Source organism: Photobacterium damselae (assembly GCF_003026815.1).
Lineage (GTDB): Bacteria > Pseudomonadota > Gammaproteobacteria > Enterobacterales > Vibrionaceae > Photobacterium > Photobacterium damselae.
In genome coordinates, this window is sequence record NZ_PYOG01000111.1 from 1 (window position 1) to 710 (window position 710).

At 44.2% G+C, this 710-nt stretch carries 1 pseudogene; it reads left to right on the plus strand.

From position 1 onward, the window contains the following. A pseudogene (locus CTN07_RS22580) lies at window positions 1-710 on the plus strand (arginine decarboxylase); the annotation flags it as partial.

Here is a 710-nt window from a genome sequence, read left to right on the forward strand (position 1 = left end):
GTAACTAACTGTACTTATGACGGTATGTGTTACCACTCAGAAGTGACTGAAGCACTTCTTGCTGAATCTGCAAGCCGTATCCACATGGATGAAGCTTGGTTTGGTTACGCTCGCTTTAACCCTATCTACAAGGGTCACTTTGCGATGCGTGGCGATGCAAAAGACCACAAAGGTCCAACAGTATTTGCAACTCACTCAACTCACAAGTTGTTGAATGCGCTGTCTCAAGCATCTTACATTCACGTTCGTAACGGTGAAAACGCTATCGACTTTGATCGTTTCAACCAAGCGTACATGATGCACACTTCAACTTCACCACTATACGCAATCTGCGCATCTAACGATGTTGCTGCGAACATGATGAAAGGTGAAAGTGGTCTGTCTCTAACTAACGAAGTGGTTCGTGAAGCGGTTATCTTCCGTCAAAACGTACGTCGTCTATTCAACGATTACACTTCTGAAAACGATTGGTTCTTCAAGCCTTGGAACGCAGAAACTGTTACTGAAACTAACGGTGACAAAGTGAAGTTTGAAGACGCATCTGTTGAAGCGTTAATGACAGTTCAAGATAACTGGAAACTACACCCAGGCGATCAATGGCACGGTTTCGATGACATCGATGATGACTGGTGTATGCTTGACCCAATCAAGGTGAGCCTACTAACTCCAGGACTTGATGACAAAGGTCAATTCCTAGATAAAGGTGTTCC